18 protein-coding genes are annotated in these 16997 nt (G+C 65.8%); 7 read left to right on the top strand and 11 right to left on the bottom strand.

Annotation, left to right across the window (positions count from 1 at the left end):
* From PJE01S_RS21725 to PJE01S_RS21715, 3 genes are all read left to right on the top strand, one after another.
* The coding region (locus tag PJE01S_RS21725) for an efflux RND transporter periplasmic adaptor subunit (RefSeq protein ID WP_157090436.1) at window positions 1-653 on the top strand (653 nt) is incomplete at its 5' end.
* A gap of 10 nt (window positions 654-663) precedes the next feature.
* Window positions 664-1890, top strand: a complete 1227-nt coding sequence (locus PJE01S_RS21720; protein WP_068835811.1) for an ABC transporter permease — start codon at window positions 664-666, stop codon at window positions 1888-1890.
* Window positions 1891-1892: 2 nt separating this feature from the next.
* Window positions 1893-2627 carry an ABC transporter ATP-binding protein gene (locus PJE01S_RS21715; protein ID WP_068835810.1) on the top strand — a complete coding sequence of 245 codons (735 nt, stop codon included), beginning with the start codon at window positions 1893-1895 and terminating at the stop codon, window positions 2625-2627.
* Between the two features lie 39 nt (window positions 2628-2666).
* On the opposite strand, the gene PJE01S_RS21710 is transcribed toward PJE01S_RS21715, so the two are convergent.
* From PJE01S_RS21710 to PJE01S_RS21680, 7 genes are all read right to left on the bottom strand, one after another.
* Window positions 2667-3848 carry a DSD1 family PLP-dependent enzyme gene (locus PJE01S_RS21710; RefSeq protein ID WP_068835809.1) on the bottom strand — a complete coding sequence of 394 codons (1182 nt, stop codon included), beginning with the start codon at window positions 3846-3848 and terminating at the stop codon, window positions 2667-2669.
* Window positions 3849-3863: 15 nt separating this feature from the next.
* Window positions 3864-4538, bottom strand: coding sequence for a histidine phosphatase family protein (locus tag PJE01S_RS21705; protein WP_068835808.1), 675 nt, complete (start codon window positions 4536-4538; stop codon window positions 3864-3866).
* A 62-nt stretch (window positions 4539-4600) separates the two neighbouring features.
* Window positions 4601-5218 carry a DUF4136 domain-containing protein gene (locus PJE01S_RS21700; RefSeq protein WP_068835807.1) on the bottom strand — a complete coding sequence of 206 codons (618 nt, stop codon included), beginning with the start codon at window positions 5216-5218 and terminating at the stop codon, window positions 4601-4603.
* Window positions 5219-5583: 365 nt separating this feature from the next.
* Window positions 5584-6183, bottom strand: coding sequence for a DUF4136 domain-containing protein (locus PJE01S_RS21695; RefSeq protein ID WP_068835806.1), 600 nt, complete (start codon window positions 6181-6183; stop codon window positions 5584-5586).
* A 34-nt stretch (window positions 6184-6217) separates the two neighbouring features.
* Complete coding sequence (gene ttcA, locus PJE01S_RS21690; RefSeq protein ID WP_068835805.1) at window positions 6218-7162, bottom strand: tRNA 2-thiocytidine(32) synthetase TtcA; 945 nt, start codon at window positions 7160-7162, stop codon at window positions 6218-6220.
* 2 nt (window positions 7163-7164) lie between these two features.
* Window positions 7165-7536: a dihydroneopterin aldolase gene (locus tag PJE01S_RS21685; protein WP_068835804.1), complete on the bottom strand. Its 372-nt coding sequence runs from the start codon at window positions 7534-7536 to the stop codon at window positions 7165-7167.
* Between the two features lie 22 nt (window positions 7537-7558).
* Complete coding sequence (locus tag PJE01S_RS21680) at window positions 7559-8353, bottom strand: SDR family oxidoreductase (RefSeq protein WP_068835803.1); 795 nt, start codon at window positions 8351-8353, stop codon at window positions 7559-7561.
* Window positions 8354-8418: 65 nt separating this feature from the next.
* Between PJE01S_RS21680 and PJE01S_RS21675 the strand changes: the two genes are divergently transcribed.
* Genes PJE01S_RS21675 through PJE01S_RS21665 form a run of 3 tightly spaced genes read left to right on the top strand, consistent with a single transcriptional unit; the run spans window position 8419 to window position 10811 of the window.
* Window positions 8419-9618 carry a class I SAM-dependent methyltransferase gene (locus PJE01S_RS21675; RefSeq protein ID WP_068835802.1) on the top strand — a complete coding sequence of 400 codons (1200 nt, stop codon included), beginning with the start codon at window positions 8419-8421 and terminating at the stop codon, window positions 9616-9618.
* A gap of 11 nt (window positions 9619-9629) precedes the next feature.
* Complete coding sequence (locus PJE01S_RS25395) at window positions 9630-9824, top strand: DUF2905 domain-containing protein (RefSeq protein WP_068835801.1); 195 nt, start codon at window positions 9630-9632, stop codon at window positions 9822-9824.
* Between the two features lie 21 nt (window positions 9825-9845).
* Window positions 9846-10811: an ROK family protein gene (locus PJE01S_RS21665; protein WP_068835800.1), complete on the top strand. Its 966-nt coding sequence runs from the start codon at window positions 9846-9848 to the stop codon at window positions 10809-10811.
* A 107-nt stretch (window positions 10812-10918) separates the two neighbouring features.
* Here the strand turns inward: PJE01S_RS21665 and PJE01S_RS21660 are convergent, their stop codons facing one another.
* The 3 genes from PJE01S_RS21660 to PJE01S_RS21650 form a co-directional block, all read right to left on the bottom strand.
* Window positions 10919-12076 carry a cystathionine gamma-synthase gene (locus PJE01S_RS21660; protein ID WP_068835799.1) on the bottom strand — a complete coding sequence of 386 codons (1158 nt, stop codon included), beginning with the start codon at window positions 12074-12076 and terminating at the stop codon, window positions 10919-10921.
* Window positions 12077-12099: 23 nt separating this feature from the next.
* Entirely contained in the window at window positions 12100-13098 is a 999-nt protein-coding gene (locus tag PJE01S_RS21655; protein ID WP_068835798.1) for a PLP-dependent cysteine synthase family protein, read from the bottom strand.
* A gap of 80 nt (window positions 13099-13178) precedes the next feature.
* A complete protein-coding gene (locus PJE01S_RS21650; RefSeq protein WP_068835797.1) occupies window positions 13179-15299 on the bottom strand; it encodes a lytic transglycosylase domain-containing protein in 2121 nt (706 codons plus the stop codon).
* 9 nt (window positions 15300-15308) lie between these two features.
* Here PJE01S_RS21650 and PJE01S_RS21645 point away from each other — a divergent pair, with 9 nt between their 5' ends.
* On the top strand, window positions 15309-15947 hold the full coding sequence (locus PJE01S_RS21645) for a 5-formyltetrahydrofolate cyclo-ligase (RefSeq protein WP_068835796.1): 639 nt from the start codon (window positions 15309-15311) through the stop codon (window positions 15945-15947).
* Window positions 15948-16383: 436 nt separating this feature from the next.
* Here PJE01S_RS21645 and PJE01S_RS21640 read toward each other — a convergent pair whose 3' ends face one another.
* Entirely contained in the window at window positions 16384-16986 is a 603-nt protein-coding gene (locus PJE01S_RS21640) for a hypothetical protein (protein WP_157090435.1), read from the bottom strand.
* Between the last annotated feature and the right edge of the window lie 11 nt (window positions 16987-16997).

Raw genomic sequence — 16997 nt, 5'->3', positions numbered from 1 at the left:
AGGCGGCGGTGCGCGCGCCCACCGATGCGCGGGTGCTGTCGCGCACGGTGGAGCCGGGCCAGATCGTGCAGCCCGGCGCGGCGCTGCTGAGCCTGGCGCTGTCCGGCCCCACGCAACTGGTGGCGCAGGTCGATGAGCGCTTCCTGGACCAGTTGCAAACCGGCCAAAAGGCCGCGGTGCTGGCCGATGCCTTTGCCGGCCAGCCCTTTGCCGCGCAGGTGCTGAGCATCGCGCCCGCGGTCGATGCCCAGCGCGGTGCGATCGAGGTGAAGCTGGCGCTGACCCAGGAGGCGCCCGCCTTCTTGCGCGAGGACATGACGCTGTCGGTCGAGGTGGAAACCGCACGCCGCGACCGCGCGCTGGTGCTGCCGCTGACGGCGCTGCATGCCCCGTCCACGAACAGCGCCGCCACCGTGCTGGTGGCGGAGGGCGGACGCGCGCAAGCGCGTCCGGTGCGCCTGGGCCTGCGCACGCTGGGCGCGGTCGAGGTGCTGGAGGGGGTGCGCGAAGGCGAGGCCGTGCTGCTGGGCGGCGAGGTCCAGGCCGGTGACCGGGTGCGCCCCCGCGTCGTGGCTTTCCAAGCCGCCTCTGGCCTGCCGGGGGCCAGCCGCGAGGACCTGGGGGCGGTGATGACCAACGCCATGGGGCGCTGAACGGTCCGCCATGTCCCGCTGGCTCGGCTTCGAACTGCGCGTGGCGCTGCGTTTCCTGCGCGAGGGGCGCATGCAGACCCTGCTCATCATCGTGGGCGTGGCGGCGGGCGTGGCGGTGGTGGCCTATATCTCGGCACTGATCAGCGGCCTGCAAGGCAACACGCTGACCAAGACGCTGGGCGCACAAGCCCATGTCAGCGTGCGCGCGCCCGACGACGTGGTGACGCCGGCCCGGCCGCCCGCGCCGGATGGCCGCACGCTGACCGAAACCCAGCCGCGTGCGCAGCGCCTGCGCTCCGTGGCCAACTGGCAGGCCTTGCTGCCTGTGCTGGAGCGCATGCCCGCGATTGCGGCCGTCTCGCCCATGGTGGCGGGCGGTGGTTTGGCCCTGCGCGGCGAGGCTTCCCAGGCGATTGCGTTGACGGGCGTGGACCTGGACCGCTACGACCGCATCATCGGGCTGCGCTCCAAGGTGGTGAGCGGCTCGCCGCGGCTGGCGCCCGGCGAGGCCATCATAGGCCGCGAGCTGGCCAGCGACCTGGGCGTGCATGTGGGTGACCGCCTGACGGTGCAAACCGGCAGCGTGAGCGATTCGGTGCGGGTGACGGCCCTGGTGGACCTGGGCGTGCGGGACCTGAACCGTCGCACCGTCATCGTGCCGCTGCGCGCCGCGCAGAACCTGCTGGGCCTGCCGGGCGGCGCCACCAACCTCGACCTCACGCTAAAGGATGTCTGGAAGGCCCAGGCGCTGGCGCAGGATTTGCGCCAGCAGTTCCCCTACAAGGTGGAAAGCTGGCAGGAAACCAACGCCCAGCTGGTCGCGGCCCTGAATGCCCAGACCATCAGCACGGCGCTGATACGCGGCGTGGTGCTGATGGTGGTGGTGCTGGGCATTGCCAGCGTGCTGGTGGTGTCCGTGGTGCAAAAGCGCCGCGAAATCGGCATCCTGCGGGCCATGGGGGCCACGCGGGGCCAGGTGTTGCGGGTCTTCCTGGTGCAGGGCGCGGTAGTGGGGGCGCTGGGGTCGCTGCTGGGGCTGGCACTGGCCATGGGCATGATCTGGCTGTTCACGACCTTTGTGCATGGCTCCGACGGGCTGCCGCTGTTTTTCATCCGTCTTCAGCTGGCCACGGCGCTGAAGGTGGCAGGGCTGGCCACCGCATGCGGCGTGCTGGCGGCCATCGCACCGGCGCGCCGGGCGGCGGCCATGGACCCGGCCGAGGCCATCAGGATGTAGGCATGAATCCGACGGACACTTCCCAGACCCTGGTCGAGCTCAGCGCGGTTCGCAAAAGCTACAACCTGGGCCAGCCCAACGAGGCCGAGGTACTGCACGGCCTGGCGCTGCGGGTGGCGCGCGGCGAATTCATTGCCCTGATCGGTCCCTCGGGCTCCGGCAAGACTACCTTGCTCAACCTCATCGGTCTGCTCGAACCCATGACTTCGGGCCGCTACCAGTTGCAGGGTGAGGAAGTGCGTGGCCTGGACGACACGGCGCTCACCATGCGCCGGCGCAGCACCCTGGGCTTCGTGTTCCAGTTCCACCACCTGCTGCCGGCCTTCAGCGCGCTGGAAAATGTCACGCTGCCGGCGCTGATGGCTGAGGGCCGCGTCAGCGCCCAACAGCTGGCGCGCGCCCGCGAGCTGCTGGACGCCGTGGGGCTGGCCCAGGCCATGGACAAGCGGCCGTCGGAGCTGTCGGGCGGCATGCAGCAGCGCGTGGCCATCGCGCGTGCGCTGGTGCAGGACCCGCCGCTGGTGCTGGCGGACGAGCCGACCGGCAATCTCGACACCGCTTCGTCCAATGAGGTCTTCGTGCTGCTGCGAAAGATTCACGCCGAACGCGGCACCTCCTTCATCGTGGTCACGCACGACCCGCGCCTGGCCGCGCGCTGCGACCGCGTGGTGGAGCTGCTGGACGGACAAATCGCGCGGGATGAGCCCGTCGATCGCGCTGCCGAAGCGCTGCGATAGGGCGATTCTTTAGGGCGACTCTTGCGGCAAGGCAATGCCTCAGGTCAGTGCGCCGCGGGCTTCCACCCTGAAGATGCGCTGCACGCTGCCATGGCGCAGGCCGCCGCTCACGCCAATCATCACATCGTGCAGGTTCACGGTCGGGTCGCAGTGGCCCGGAATCAGCCAGAGCGCCTGGCCCAGCCCGGGCAAGCGTGCGTGGCCTGCGGCGGGCCGCAGGATGCCGTGCTCATCGCCGCCGTTGAAATAGTCCAGTTCGCGTTCGCCGTCAAGGGCGTGCACCCAGGGCATGCCGGAGTCGATGGCGTGGCTTTTGTGGCCGGCGTCGCACACCGCATGGCCGCTGTGGGTGCTGATCACCTGCGTTTTGACAAACAGCGCATGCTCGAACTGGGGCTGCGCCGGGTCACGCTCGTTTTTCGCGTAGTCGGCATCCATGAACATGAAGGAGCCTGCCTGCAGCTCGCCGTACACGCCGCTGGCGGCCTCACGCACCAAGCTGCCGGTGCCGGCGCCGGTCACCAGGTCCACCGCAATCCCCTGGGCTTCGATCAGCCGGCGCGTCAGCAGCACGGCCTCGACGGCCCCGGCAATGGCGTCGCGCCGCTCCTGGGCGCCGCGAATATGCTGGGCCTTGCCGTGGTAAGCCTGCAGGCCGGCGAAGCGCAGGGCTGGGTGCTTGCGGATTTCCAGCACCAGCGTGACGGCTGCCGAGCCGGGCTCCACGCCGCAGCGGCCCTGGCCGACATCGATCTCCACGAACACGTCAATCACGGTGGCCACACCGGTGCCGGCCCTGGCCTCGGCCATGGCCTGCGCCAGCCGGATCACGCCCTCGGTGCTGTCCACCGCAATGGCGAGCTGGCCGCCCTGCGCGGCCACCTTTTGCGTCAGCGCCGCCACGCGTGCGAGCTTGGCCGGCGCGATGACTTCATTGCTGATGTAGACGTTGTAGACACCGCCGGCCACCATGGCCTCGGCCTCGGCGGTTTTTTGCACGCACACGCCCACCGCACCGGCCTTGATCTGCATCTTGGCCAGGGTGGAACTCTTGTGCAGCTTGGCATGCGGGCGCCAGCGGATGTTGTGCTTCCTGGCAAACTCGGCCATGCGGCCCAGGTTGCGCTTCATCGCGTCCAGGTCAATCACCAGGGCAGGGGTGTCGATGTCGTTGACGGGCTTGCCAATCAGCTCGGACAGGCGGGGCGGCAGGGTACTCATGTGGGCTAGGGAGGCTCAGGGGATATTGGCGGAGCCGGAAGCGGCCCCGTCGGCAAACCGGTTGTCGTCCAGCGCGTCGTCGTCCAGGTGCTGGGAGTCGGCCCAGCCTACCAGCGTGAAGCCTTCGGGGCTCCAGAGCAGGCGGTTGATGGCGGTGTTGCCCAGCGCCCAGGTGCGCGGCGCCTGGAGGTCCAGCCGGGTGGCGGCACGGTACAGCACGTCCATCACGCCGCCGTGGCCGACCAGTGCAATCAGCTCGCCCGGGTGTTCGGCGGCCAGCCGCTGGGCGGTTTCGACCACCCGGCTGCGCAGGGCCAGCAGTGATTCGCCGCCGACCGGGGCAAAGTGTGGATCGCGTTTGCGCCAGCGCAGGGACTGGTCGGGCAGCAGTGCTTCGATTTCGGCAAAGGTCTTGCCTTCAAAGTCGCCAAAGCCGCGTTCGCGCAGGCCTTCTTCCGACGTCACCTCCATGCCAAGTGCGCGCCCGAGGTACTGCGCGGTCTCCCAGGCCCGGGTCAGGTCACTGGCGTAAATGGCGGTGATGGGCTCCTCCGCCAGCGCCTGGGCCATGCGTTTGGCCTGCCTGCGGCCGGTTTCGTTGAGCGGGATGTCGAGGTGGCCCTGGATGCGCGAGTCCACATTCCAGGTAGTCTCGCCATGGCGGATGGCGATGATGCGGGTGGGTTCCATGTTCTCTTGATTTTAGGGGCGCCACCCATCCCCCGCAGATTCAAGGGAAACAGGAAGAAAAATCAGTGTGGAATCTCGATGTTCACCCGGCGTATCCCGGGCGGTGGGTTGGGAAAGCCGCTGAGGGCGGCCTGGAACATCACCGGCCAGATGGCCGTGCTGTCGGGCGAAAACCCATCGTGCACGGCATGGGTCTCGTAGACCAGCTGGCTGGAGGCCAGGTCGCGCAGAACCAGGCTGACCTCGTGCTTGTACCACCGTGTTTCGGAGTACGCGGGGTAGGGCCAGAACATCGCGCTGTGGCCGCGCCAACCCGGGCCCCAACCTGGGCCCCAACCCGGGCCCCAACCCGGGCCCCAACCTGGCCACCAGGGGTCGTAGTCATAACGAATCTCGCGTTGTGCCTGGGCGCCGATTTGCACGCTGTATTTCGCCGCGCTGTCATTGCGCTGCAGGCCCACTTTGGCCAGGGCTTGCTGGGCCATGGCTTCGATCTGGGCCTGCTGCTCGCTGAAGGACTGCTGCGAGGGCAGGCGTTCAAACCGGTAGGCGGCGCCAGCGCTGGAGGGCGCGGCCGGCAGGCTGGAGAAGCTGCGCACATCGCTGTCGATCAGCCGGGTGGTGGCGCAGCCACCGAGCAGCAGTACGGCAGATAGAAGAGCGCCCAAAGTCGGTTTCATAAGAACCTCCAATAGATACTGTCAGTGCTGTCAGATTTTCAGTACTGGCAGGCCAGGCAGGGCGGCGGGGGCGAATTCCTCGGGGTTGGAGGCCTAGTCACCCTCCGCACAGGCCATGCCCGTGGCTTTTAGACCGTTGAAATCAGGCTGCGTTCCGTCCATCAGGTGCGACAGCACGATGTTCTGCCAGGCGCTGAATATGTTGTCCAGCTGCCCCGAGCAAGTTCAGCCCCTTGTGGGGCAAAGAGCTACACGCGGTGAGCGAACGTGGGGGCCACATTTCACCGCCGGGCCGCCCCAAGGTGAAATAGCCCCCTCGGGGGGCAGAGAGCTACACGCAGTGAGCGAACGTGGGGGCCATATCCCTAGCGCGGAATTTCAACATTGATCCGGCGCGTGCCCGGTGGCGGCTGCGGGAAGCCGCGCAGGGCGGCGTCCAGCATGGCGGGCAGCACGGCCAAGGTATCGCTCCACACACCATCGTGCAGGGCGCGGGTTTCAAAGACGACCTGTTGGGTTGCCACGTCGCGCATGAGAATGCTCAGCTCGCGCTTGAAGTAGTCGGGCTCTGAAACCCCCAGCGGAAACGACAGGCCCAGCGATGCGCCGCGATTGCCGCCGGCCAGGAACACACCCGGACCACCCCAACCATCGTAAGGCAAGCGCACCACCCTCTGGGTATTGAGCAGCACCTGCACGCTGTAGCGCGCCAGCGGCGGATTCAACTCCATGCCGACCTTGGCCAGCGCGCTGCGCGACAGCCCTTCCACCTGGTCCTGCTGGGCCCCGACGGCCTGCTGTGAGGGCAGGCGTTCAAAACGGTAGGCCGTGCCGGGGCCGGGCGGCGCCGCGCTCCAGCGGGGGAATGCCGTGACGTCGCTGTCAACCAGGCGGACGCCGGAGCAGCCGGCCATGAAAAATGCCGTGAATGCTATTAAAAAGATAGCTGAAAGCGCTCGTTTCATAAGGGCTCCAGTGTTAATTGATGCAAGGCTGGGGTTAGCCCGAGGTCATTGGCGTGATGCCTATCACGGCATGGCCGGGAAGTTTCGGTTCCTTGAATTCCTCGGCATCAAAGCCCTTGTCGCCATCGGCATCGGCCACGCCCGTGGTTTTGATGTTCTTGAAGTCGTGGCGCTGGCTGTCCATCAGGTGCGAGGGCACGATGTTTTGCAGGGCGGCGAACATGTTTTCCAGCCGGCCCGGGTGTTTTTTATCCCACTCGCGCAGCATGTTGCCGACCTGCTTGCGCTGCAGGTTTTCCTGGCTGCCGCACAGCGTGCAGGGAATGATGGGGAAGTTTTGCACCTGGGCCCAGCGCGTCAGGTCTTTTTCGGTGACGTAGGCCATGGGCCGGATGACGATGTTCTTGCCGTCGTCGCTGACCAGCTTGGGCGGCATGCCCTTGAGCTTGGCGGCAAAAAACATGTTCAGGAAAAAAGTCTGCAGCATGTCGTCGCGGTGGTGGCCCAGCGCAATCTTGGTGCAGCCGAGCTCGCCCGCCACGCGGTACAAGATGCCGCGGCGCAGCCGCGAGCAAAGCGAGCACAGCGTCTTGCCCTCGGGGATCACCCGGGTGACGATGCTGTAGGTGTCCTGGTTCTCGATGTGAAAGGGCACGCCGACTTTGGCGAGGTACTCGGGCAGCACATGCTCGGGAAAGCCGGGCTGCTTCTGGTCCAGGTTGACGGCGATCAGCTCGAACTTGATGGGCGCGCGCTTTTGCAGTTTCAGCAAAATGTCCAGCATGGCGTAGCTGTCCTTGCCGCCCGACACGCAGACCATGACCTTGTCGCCTTCTTCAATCATGTTGAAGTCGACAATGGCGCGGCCGACCTCGCGGCACAGGCGCTTTTCCAGCTTGTGGTCCTCGCGCTCTATCTTCATCGAGTTCTGTACCCGTGCAGAACTCTCTAGTTTGTCGTCTATCCATTGAGCACTCATGTCTACCACTGTCCTGTCTCGACGCGAATGGCTACTTCGCAGTCGTCAAAAATTTCAAGTTTTGCAATCTTCACCCGCACGCCCAGCACGCCGGGCAGCAGCATCAGCCGGTGCGCCAGCTTGCCGATCAGGGTTTCCAGCAAGTTGGCATGCTCGGCCGTGCACTCGGTGATGATGATCTGGCGCACCTTGCGGTAGTCCAGCACATGGTTGATGTCATCGTCATGGGGCAGCAGCGGCTGCGTGCCCAGGCTCAGTTCGGCATCGACCTGGATAGGCTGCGGCGCGGTTTTCTCGTGGTCCAGAATGCCCAGGTTGGCGTCAAAGCGCAAACCGGTGAGCGTCAGGATCTGGGTGCCTAGGGTGTTGTACATGGGTGGGGTCCGGTGGGGGCGCTTACATCAGCGAAAAATCGCGTTCGAACTTCATCAGGTGCTGGCCGCCGTCCACCAGCAGGGTGGTGCCGGTGATGGAGTTGTTTTCCAACGCAAACTTCACCGTGGCCGCCACATCGGCCGACGTGGAGGAGCGCCCCAGCGGCGACAGCTTGTGCCGCGCCTCGAATTGTTCGTCGCTCAGCAAATGGCTGGTCAGGGTCAGCCCGGGCGCCACGCCGACCACGCGCACCGCGGGGGCCAACGCCAGCGCCAGCATGGTGCCGGCCGCTTCCAGCGCGGCCTTGGACAGGGTGTAGCTGAAAAAATCGGGATTCTGGTTCCAGAGTTTCTGGTCCAGCAGGTTGATGACCGCACACCGGCCGGCGTGCTCGGCGACGGCGCCCGCGCCGCCTCTGGCCGTGACATGCTCGTGCAGCGCCTGCGCCAGCAGGATGGCGGCGCCGGTGTTGCTGCGCACATGTCTGTCCATGCTGGCAAAGCCAAAGCTGGCAGCGCTGTCGTGCTCAAAGGTCGAGGCGTTGTTGACCACCGCATCGACCCGGCCAAAATGGGCAATCACGCGCGGCAGCAGGCCGCGGACCGCGGACTCATCCGTCAAATCAGCTTCAAAAGCGGCTGAAGCGCCCGATAACCGGTCGCAATCAGCTACTGTTTTTATAGCATCGGCTTCCGAGCTGCGGTAATGCACCGCCACCTGCCAGCCGCCGGCGGCCAGCGCCAGCGCGATCTCGCGGCCCAGCCGCCTGGCGGCGCCAGTCACGAGTACAACGGGTGGGGTGGGGGCTGGAGTCATCAGGTGGAGGTGGGTAAGCTGGGGCCAGGCGTAAATTGGTGAATCGCCGACAATTCGTGACGAACATGACCCATCCCCCCATTTTAACGACCGACCTTCATGCCCACATCGTCAAGGCCATTGACGCCGCCGGCGGCTGGATCGGGTTTGAGCAGTTCATGGCGCTGGCCCTCTACACGCCAGGCCTGGGCTATTACGCCAACGATTCCCGCAAATTCGGCCTGATGCCTGCCGGCGGCAGCGACTTTGTGACGGCGCCCGAGCTGTCGCCGCGTTTTGGCCAGACCCTGGCGCGCCAGCTGGCGCAGGCGCTGGCGGCCACCGGCACGGCCGAAGTCTGGGAGTTTGGCGCGGGCTCCGGCGCGCTGGCCCTGCAAATTCTGGACACGCTGGGGCCGCAGATCGAGCGCTACACCATCGTCGACCTGTCGGGCAGCCTGGCGCAGCGCCAGCGCGAGCGGCTGGCCGCGCACGCCGGCAAGCTGCGCTGGCTGACCGAGCTGCCGCCGCAGATGCGCGGCGTGGTGGTCGGCAACGAGGTGCTGGACGCCATGCCGGTGAAGCTGCTGGCGCGCCTGAATGGCGTCTGGCACGAGCGCGGCGTTGTCATGGCCCCCACGCTTTTGGCTACGCCGCTCCCAGAGAAGACTTCGTCTAATGCGCTGCCCCCCGAGGGGGGCCGTGTTTCCCTAGGGGCGGCCCGTCGGGAAACGCACGAGGGCCACTTTATGTTCGCCGACCAGCGCACCGAATTGCGGCCGCCGCTGGAGGTGGCGGGCCATCACGACTACCTGACCGAGATCCACCCGCAGGCCGAAGGCTTTGTGCGCACGCTGGCCGACCGGCTTGAGACGGGGGCCGTGTTCCTGCTGGACTACGGCTTTCCCGAGCACGAGTACTACCACCCGCAGCGCAGCATGGGCACGCTGATGTGCCACCGCGGCCACCTGGCCGACGCCGACGCGCTGGCCGACGTGGGCGAAAAAGACATCACGGCGCATGTGAATTTCACCGGCGTCGCGCTGGCCGCGCAGGAGGCCGGCATGCCGGTGCTGGGCTACACCAGCCAGGGGCGCTTTCTGCTGAACTGCGGGCTGCTCGACGGCCTGGAGAACGCCGGCCTGCCCGAGCGCGTCATGCTGCAAAAGCTGGTGAATGAACACGAAATGGGCGAGCTGTTCAAGGTCGTGGCCTTCGGAGCGAAAAACCAGGCCGAGTGGGCGCCCCTGGGCTTTTCGGCGGGCGACCGCAGCCACACCTTGTAAGCCGGCACGCCATGATCCGCTGGTTCATCGTCATTTTTCTGGCCCTGATCTGCATCAGCTGGTTCAGCCCCCTGTTGCAAAAACTGGGTTTTGGTCGCTTGCCTGGCGATTTGCGCTTTCGCCTGTTTGGGCGTGAATGGTTTATTCCGCTGACCACCACGATACTGCTGAGCTTTATTGCCAGCCTGATTGCCAAATTTGTCTGAAAAGCTGAAAGAGGTGCACGCATGAAAGCCTGTATTGACCTGGGCGGCACCAAGATAGCCGTCAGCCTGGTGGCCGAAGGGGCCGGCGCTGACGCCTGTCACCCCGGTGAGTCCTTCCCCTGGCAGGCACGGCTTTCCGAGCCCACCGCCAAGGTGGGCGCGCCGGATGCCGTGGCGCGGCAAATCCTGCGCATGCTCGCGGCGGCCTGCGAAGCGGCGGGCATCGATGAGCAGGCGATAGCGGCCGTGGGCGTGTCGTCCTGCGGCCCGTTTGTGATGGAGGCGGGCCTGATAGCGCTGGCCAACCCCAATATCTGCGGCGGCCTGGCCGGTCCGGCGCGCGGTCTGCCCAACGACTGGCGCAGCGCGGCGCTCGAAGCGCCGCTGCGCGAGAAATTTGCGAATGTACGGATTGAGAACGACGGCGTAGGCGCACTGCAGGCCGAGCGCCGCTGGGGCGCCTTGCAAGGCGTCGACAGCTGCGCCTATGTGACCTGGAGCACGGGCGTCGGCTTTGGTCTGTGCGTTGACGGCCATATCCTGCGCGGCAAGCACCGCAATGCCGGCCATGCCGGGCACGCCTTTGTCAGCGACAACCTTGACGCGCTGTGCGGCTGCGGCAACATCGGCGACCTGGAGGCGCTGGTGGCCGGCAATTCGATTGCGCGGCGTTTCGCCGCTGTGGGCTACGCGGACGCGGCCAGGCTTTTTTCGGCGGCGCGCGCCGGGGACGAACGCGCCGTGGCGATCGTGGACGAGTTGTGCCGCGTCATGGGGCGGGCGCTGTACAACCTGGTCGTCACGCTGGACCTGGCGCGCATCAGCCTGGGGGGCGGCGTGTTCTGGCCGCAGCGCGACTACTTGCTGCCGCGCCTGCAGGCGCAGATTTTCGGCAAGCTCCCGGCGCTGACCGGCGGCTTCGAACTGCTGCCCGCCGGCCTGGGCGAGCGGGTGGGCGACTTCGGGGCCCTGGCGCTGCTGAGTTGAGGCGGATCAGTCCGGTATGATTTGCTATTGAAAAAATAGCTGAATGCGCCCGTTCATCAAGGGCTGGAGACCGATTTATGCATGGACGCCGGGGGCCAGGGACGCACTCAGCCCTGCCGCGATGCGGTGATCGCCCGGTCCAGGTCTTCGGTCAGGTCTTCGATGTCTTCCAGGCCGACCGACAGGCGCACCATCGCGTCGGGCAGGCCCGCCTGCTGGCGCTGTTCGGCCGGGATGGAGGCATGCGTCATCAGCGTGGGCAGCCCGATCAGGGATTCGACGCCACCCAGGCTTTCGGCCAGCGCGAACAGCCTGGTCTGGGTCGTGAAGCGCAGGTTGCGCTCCACCCCGCCTTGCAATTCGAGCGAGATCATGCCGCCATAGGCGCGCATCTGCCGGCTGGCGAGCGCGTGATGGGGGCTGGACGTCAGGCCGGGGTAGGCGACCTGCCTGACCTCGGGGTGGGCCGCCAGGTGCCGCGCCAGTTGCAGCGCGTTCTCGCAATGCTGGCGCATGCGCACCGCCAGGGTCTTGATGCCGCGCAGCACCAGGAAGCAGTCCAGCGGACCCGGCACCGCGCCCACCGCGTTCTGCAGGAACTTGAGCGCCTGGTACAGCGCCTCGTCTTTGACCACCAGCGCGCCGCCGATGACGTCCGAGTGGCCGCCCAGGTATTTGGTGGTGCTGTGGACGACGATGTCCGCGCCCAGGCGCAGCGGCTGCTGCAGGTAGGGCGAGGCGAAGGTGTTGTCGACCACCAGCTTGATGCCCTGGGCGCGCTCGTGCGCGAGCTGGGCGATGGCGGCGATGTCGCAGACAGTGAGCAGCGGGTTGCTCGGGGTCTCCAGCCAGATGATCTTCGTGTTCGGCCGCAGCGCGGCGCGCACCGCGTCCAGCGAGGTCGCGTCGACAAAGCTGACCTCAATGCCGAAGCGCGCAAAGACCTTGGTCATCAACCGGTAGGTGCCGCCATACAGGTCCTGGCCGCAGACCACATGGTCGCCGCTGCTGAGCGATTGCAGCACGGCGGACTCGGCCGCCAGGCCGCTGGCGAAGGCCAGGCCGTAAGCGCCGTCCTCCAGCGCCGCGATGTTCGCTTCCAGCGCGCTGCGCGTGGGATTGGCGGTGCGCCCGTAGTCGTAGCCCTTGTGCTGGCCGGGCGCCTGCTGCACGAAGGTCGAACTCAGGTACACCGGCGTCATGATGGCGCCGGTGCTCGGGTCCGGCGGCTGGCCGGCGTGAATGGCCTGGGTGGAAAAGCGCATGGTGTGCCTCGCTGAATCTGACATCAGGGTAGCGGTGCGGAATCGGGCTTGGCGTCCAAATAGCCGTGCTCGCGCATCCAGTCGTCGCTGTAGAGCTTGCCCAGGTATTGGCGGCCGCCGTCGGGCAGCAGCACCACCACCAGGTCGTTCGGGCCCAGCTTTTCCGCCAGCTGCAGCGCGGCCAGCATCGCGGCGCCCGAGGAGCCGCCGGCGAAGATGCCCTCGGTGCGGGCCAGCCGGCGCGCCATCAGAAAGCTGTCCCGGTCGCTGACCTGGACCACGTTGTCGATGGTGTGCCAGTCCAGTGCCTTGGGGATGAAGTCTTCGCCTATGCCTTCGAGCCGGTAGACATGGGGCTGCACCGTCACCCCGTGGTGGAACAGCTCGTAAAAGATCGAGCCCTGCGGATCGACGCCGATGACCTGGACCATGGCGTTTTGTTCCTTGAGGTAGCGGCCGGCGCCGCTGATGGTGCCGCAAGTGCCCATGCCGCAGACGAAATGGGTCACCATGCCCCCGGTGTCGTCCCAGATTTCGGGGCCGGTGCTGGCGTAGTGCGCCAGCGTGTTGTCCGGGTTGTCGTACTGGTTGCAGAGGAAGGCGCCGGGGATGTCGCGCGCCAGCCGCTGCGCCACCTGGATGTAGCCGCGCGGATCGTCGGGCGGCACGTCGGTGGGGCAGACGAGGACGTGCGCCCCCATGGCCCGCAACATGTCGATTTTTTCCCTGGACTGCTTGTCGGCGATGGTGAACACCGTCTTGTAGCCGCGCCCGGCGGCGAACAGCGCCAGGCCCATGCCGGTGTTGCCCGAGGTGCATTCCACGATGGTGGCGCCGGGGGCTATCTCGCCGCGCCGCTCGGCCTGCTGGATCATGTACATGCCGATGCGGTCCTTGACCGAACCGCCCGGGCTCAGGAACTCCAGCTTGGCGTAGACCGCGCAGGGCAGCTGCCGGGTCAGGTGGTTCAGGCGTACCAGCGGCGTGTGGCCGATCGCGTCCAGGATGCTCTCATATTTCATGGCAGCTCCGTTTGGCGTGTTGCGACATCGGTCACTTTAGCCCTTTCAGGCCGGGACGGAAAGCCGTTCTGCGTTCTGAACTAAGGCAAGTCCTTGTAGGGCTCGGGCATGACGGCGTCGCGTGGGCCCACCGTGCCCAGCCGGGCTTTCAGCGACTGCGGCTGTCCCGTCAGGATGGCGGCGTAATTGGTGGTGTTGGACAGCACTTTCTTCACGTAGTCGCGGGTTTCGCCGAAGGGCAGGTTTTCGGCCCAGATGGCGGCGTCCAGCGTGTGTCCGTTGCGCCAGGTGCGGGGACGGCCCGGTCCGGCGTTGTAGGCGGCGGCGGCCATGGGCATGGAGCCGCCCAGGTCATCCAGCGCCAGCTTGAGGTAGGCCGTGCCTATCGTGATGTTGGTCTCGCGGTCGCCCAGCTGCTCGGGCGTGAAACCCTCCAGGCCGATTTTCTTGGCGGTCCAGCGCGCCGTGGCCGGCATGACCTGCATCAGGCCGGAGGCGCCGACGCCGGAGCGGGCGTCCATGACGAAGCGGCTTTCCTGGCGGATCAGGCCGTAGACGTAGGCGGGGTCGAGGTTGATGCCCTGGCTGCGCTGGATCACCGTGTCATGAAAGGGCATGGGAAAACGCTGCTCGAAATCGATCTCGGTTTTGGTGCGCTCGCTGGTGTTGATGCAGCGGTCCCAGATCTGGCGCTCGCAGGCGAACTGGGCGGCGGCCAGCAGCTCGCGGTCATTCATGCCGCGCTCGTTCGGGCCACCGTTCTTATGCAGGTTGGTGCTGTAGTTCCACTCGCGCACGCCTTCGGAGCGCAAGCCCAGCAGGATGGCGTAGGCGCCGCGGTTCAGGCCGGGGTTCTGGCGCGCGCCTTCCTTTTCCTCGGGCGTCAGGGGGGCGGGTCTGGCCGGCACGGTGATCTTCTGGCCCAGCTCTTCCAGCGCCAGCTGCTCGTAAAAGCCGCGTTGCGAAGCCATGGCCTGCAGCAGCGCCAGCGCCTCGGCGCGCTGCGGTGCGATGCTGATGGTCTGGGCCGGGCCCTGGGCATTGGCCGCCGCCGCGGCGGCCTGGGGCGTGGCGTCCGGCGGTGCCGTGGCCAGCAGCGCACGTGCTTTCCAGTAGCTCCAGGTCGGGTCCCTGCGCGCGTCCTCGCTCATGGCGTTGACGGCGGCCAGGACCTGTTGCCAGTCGGGCTGGAGGCCTGCGCGCAGGGCGGCGCGGGCTTTCCAGGCCAGCATGTCGTCGGTCAGGTCGCTGTCGCGGGTGACCTTGGCAAAGTATTGCAGCGCGTCGCCGGCCGGCACCGTGCCCAGGCGCGTGGCGGCCTGTTTGCCAATCACGCCCCAGAGCCAGTTGCGCTCTTCGGTGCTCATCTGCATGCCCCATTTGTTGTCGAGCTGGAAGGCGGCGCCTTCCGGATCACCCGTGGCCAGCTTGATCAGCGCCAGCGTGATGATTTCCCGGCGCACCTTGCTGACGGCCACGCGTTTGCCCGAGAGGAACTTGATGGCGCTGCTGTTGAGCTCGCTCACCATGTTCACGGCCTCGGGGGCGATGATGGCCACCGCATCGCGCGCGGCGCGCGGGCGGTTGGCCTCGGTGGCCAGGCGGGCCTTTTGCCAGACATCCTGCGGCATGAGGTTTTTCGCGCCCACCATGCGTTCGGCGGCGGCGGTGCAACCATCGTCGGCGTCGCGCTGCGACAGCCAGTTCTTGCGCACTTCATCGGCCAGGCGCGCGTCCATTGCCGGATTTTTCAGGTGTTCCACCAGCAGCGCGTAGCAGCGCACTTCCTTGTCGTCGTTCATGCGGAAGTTGGGGTATTCGGCGGCAAAGCCGGCCCAGTCGCGGCGCTGGCCCAGCAGCAGCAGCCAGTCGTTGCGCAGGCGGTCTTCCTGGTAGCTGCCGGCGTAGCGGGCGAGGAAGTCCTGCACCTCCTCGGCGCTGGCTTCATCGAGGCGGGCTTTCAGCTCCCAGTAGGCGGCCCAGGGTTCCAGGGCATGACCTTTGGCCTGCGGCAGCAGTTGCGTCAGCCTGGTTTTGTCGCCGCGCCTGAAGGCCTTGTTCATCTCCAGAAGCAGGGTGTCGCCGGCGCTGCCGGCGCCCGGTGTCGTGTTCTGGGCCGCCGCCGGTGCCGGAAAGCCGGCAGTCAGCGCCGCCGAAAGTGCCGCCGGCAGCGCCGCGCTGAAAAGAAATTTGTATAGCATCGGGACATTATGGACAAATTAAGCACACGCAAGGCGCTGGTGGAGGCGCGACTCAACATGCCCGACCGCCTGGCGAGGGCCGATTTGTTGCAGCGTGTGATGCGCATCTGGCTGCTGGGCCGGACCGACGAGGTGATAGGCGCCTACTGGCCGATCAAGGGCGAGTTTGATCCGCTGCCCGCCTTGTACCGCTGGCAGGAAGATGCCATCCTGGCTGAAGATTCTCAATCAAATAGCGGTACAGCCCGCGAGGAACGGGTGCAGTTAGCTACTGAAAGCATAGCAAACCGGTCGCCGCGCAAGATCGGGCTGCCGGTCGTCGACAAGCTGAACAAAACCCTGACCTTTCACGCCTGGTACCCGGGCTGCCCCATGGAAGAGGACGCCTACGGCATCCCCAAGCCCAAGGACACCGAAATGATTGTGCCCACGCTGCTGTTCGTGCCCTGTGTGGGCTACGGGCCGGGCGGTTACCGGCTGGGCTACGGCGGCGGTTTTTATGACCGCACGTTGGCGACGCTGCAACCCAAACCGGTGACGGTCGGGCTGGGCTATACCCATGGTTGGCTGCCCGACCTGGAGCCCGAGGCCCACGATATTCCGCTCGATGCCATCCTTAATGACAAGGGTGTGGTCTGGCCGGTGTGAGTTGGTTTTGTCGTCTTGATTGAGTTTGTCTGAGCCGTTTCGTAAATTACCGCCATTCGCTTTCACGACCAGGCCGGGTCTCGCCCCGGCGGGCGAGGCACTTGTTCTTTGCTTCGCCAAAGAAAAGTACCCAAAAGAAAGGCGACCCGCAGTCTGGGTCCCTGCGCTGCGCTCCGGGCACCTTGCGCTGCTCGGAGGGGACGGAAATTTCAGAAACTTGTCGGCTTCGCCGCCTTCGGACATCTGAAATTTTTATCCGTCCCCTCCTGCGCTGCTCAGCCCAGCCAGGACGGGGCAGGCAACAAAAACCAAATACCAAAACAAATACGCGCCGTGGCGCGTATTTGCGGAGTTCGGCTGTTTAGCTATTGAATTTATAGCTGCTCGCACCCTTGCTTATTGGGCTATCGCTTCCGCGTCTGTCCGATGCTCGGTTTCAGCCGCCTTTTGCGATAACCGATAGGCATGAGAGCAGCTGTTGGCGGACATCTTCCGTCATTTGCATGGGGCCAGAGAAGATACGCTGGGACTTATCGCCATCGCTAAACTTGATCCAGATATTCTTGGAAAGCAAAAGTCCGTCAATTGAGTCTAGTCCGTCTTTTAAATCGGCAAGGAAAAGGTCATAGCCACCGGCCCCACCAGGCAGCAACTGTCCACCAATGGGGGTCAAGGGTTTAGCAGACTCGACGCGAATCCATTCAATTCTTTTCCCAGAAGGCCTAAGCTTTTCAAGCCCACTAGACACCGGTCCGATTTTGTAGACTGCCTTGACCGAAACAAACCGCTCTACATCCACAGCAACTGTCACGTCGACCACCTCTCCCTCCGACTGGCTCTGTGGAATCGCTGCCGCTCCAATAATACGAATCCCGCAAGTGGTAAAAGCGCCCTGTGGGGCAAGTATGGTCGGCCGCGCCGCGAATGCCATAGGGGTCACGGCCTGCGCGGAGGCTGTTGTTGGCGCAAGGCCAACAACAGCCACGCAGATTGCGGCGATCACAAGTGCGAAAGAGTGCAAATATCGTTTGGTTTTCATCACCAGACTGT

Origin of the sequence: Polaromonas jejuensis NBRC 106434 (assembly GCF_001598235.1) — a bacterium.
In the GTDB taxonomy this organism is placed as follows: domain Bacteria; phylum Pseudomonadota; class Gammaproteobacteria; order Burkholderiales; family Burkholderiaceae_C; genus Polaromonas; species Polaromonas jejuensis.
This window is presented reverse-complemented; position numbering and strand designations above follow the sequence as displayed.